At 27.6% G+C, this 1736-nt stretch carries 1 protein-coding gene and 1 pseudogene; both read left to right on the forward strand.

Annotated elements, in window-relative coordinates; all coding sequences use genetic code 11:
* Nucleotides 1-120 precede the first annotated feature (120 nt).
* Complete coding sequence (locus B2671_RS06535) at nucleotides 121-906, forward strand: ABC transporter ATP-binding protein (protein ID WP_346869683.1); 786 nt, start codon at nucleotides 121-123, stop codon at nucleotides 904-906.
* A 2-nt stretch (nucleotides 907-908) separates the two neighbouring features.
* A pseudogene (locus B2671_RS06540) lies at nucleotides 909-1736 on the forward strand (hypothetical protein); the annotation flags it as partial.

The following is a 1736-nucleotide window of genomic DNA, read 5'->3' on the forward strand; positions in this document are numbered from 1 at the left end:
CGGAACCTGTTTCCTTGTCTAACTCAAAATATACTTCCCATCTTTGACTTATTATTTATTTTCGGATGCCTAAACAAAATACTAATTTTACACATGTTGTGTTTTGAGGTGGAAAAACTTATGGAGAATTTAGAGAGTATAATTTCAATTAAAGATCTTAAAATGAACTTTGGAGATAAACGTGTCTTAAATGGAATAAATTTAGAGATACAGAGAGGACAAATAATAGGATATATAGGAACTAATGGTGCTGGTAAAAGTACAACTATAAAAATAATGCTTGGTATAGTAGAAGGCTATACAGGACAGGTAAAAATATTAGGACAAGATATAAGTAATGGAAGTGTAGAGTACAAGAAGAAAATTGGATATGTTCCAGAGCTTGCTGATATATATGAAAATTTAACTGCATTTGAGTATATAAGCTTTTTAGGTGGAGTATATGGAATAGATCAAAATACCCTTATTGAAAAAGCAAAAAAGCTTATGAAGTTATTTACAATTCAAGGAGCTATAAACTCAAGAATATCTTCATATTCAAAAGGAATGAAGCAAAAGCTACTAATAATATGTAGTTTAATTCATAATCCAGATATATTATTTTTTGATGAGCCTTTAAGTGGACTAGATGCTAATAGTGTAATGATATTTAAAGAAGTTATGAGTAATCTTGCAAAGGAAGGAAAAACTATATTTTATTCTTCGCATATAATGGATGTTGTAGAGAAGGTAAGTGATAGAATTATACTTATTGATAATGGAACAATAGCTGCAGATGGAAGTTTTCAGGAGCTTAAAAATAGTGAAAAGGAAAGCTCTTTAGAAGAAGTATTCAATCAATTAACAGGATTTAATGAACATGGACAGATTGCTAAAGAGATTGTTTCTTTAGTTCAAGAGGTATAGCTATGAATGAATTTGCGGTATTAAGACTATTAGATAAATTTAAAGGTCTGTATAAAAAAGCCGGTGTTAATTATGATATTATGCGCATGATTTTGCAAATAAAATTAACTATGGATGGACGCAGAGTAAGTACTGTTTTCACAAATAATAAATCTTCTGAAAATAAAGATAAGAATAATTATACTCACCTACTTCTTTTTAACGGATTTTTAAGCATTTTTATTGCAATGTTAATGTTAGTTGATATGCCAGCTTTAAAAAATATAAATATTATTATTGGTGTAAATCTATTTATGATGGTATCACTTATGATATCAGATTTTTCAGCTGTTTTATTAGATGTAAAGGAAAAAAACATACTATTACCAAAGCCTGTAGATAGTAAAACCTTTAATGCTGCCAAGCTTACTCATATATGTATGTATCTACTTGGTATATCATTGTCTCTTAATTTAATACCTTTAATATTTGGAACAGTAAAATATGGAGTAATATTTCTACCAATATTTTTTATGGAAAATATACTAATAGCTTTATTAGTTGTAGTAATAACGGCGTTTTTATATACTTTAGTTTTAAAGTTCTTTGATGGAGAAAAGCTAAAGGATATTATAAATTACTTTCAAATATTATTAGCATTTTTATTTGCTTTTGGGTATCAGTTATTTAATAGATTTTTTACTACTATAGATATTACTGCTATTTATGTACCTAAGCTTTGGCATAGTTTAGTTCCATCTATGTGGTTTGCAGCTCCTTTTGGAATATTAATAGATGAAAATAAAAATCCTTTTTTAATATTTTTATCTGTAATGGCAATATTAGCTCCA

Origin of the sequence: Clostridium sp. UBA5119 (assembly GCF_002414285.1) — a bacterium.
GTDB lineage: Bacteria > Bacillota > Clostridia > Clostridiales > Clostridiaceae > Clostridium_J > Clostridium_J sulfidigenes.

Excerpts from the sequence above, each read along its gene's own strand:
- B2671_RS06535 (WP_346869683.1), top strand. The coding sequence starts at position 121 with ATGGAGAATTTAGAGAGTATAATTTCAATTAAAGATCTTAAAATGAAC.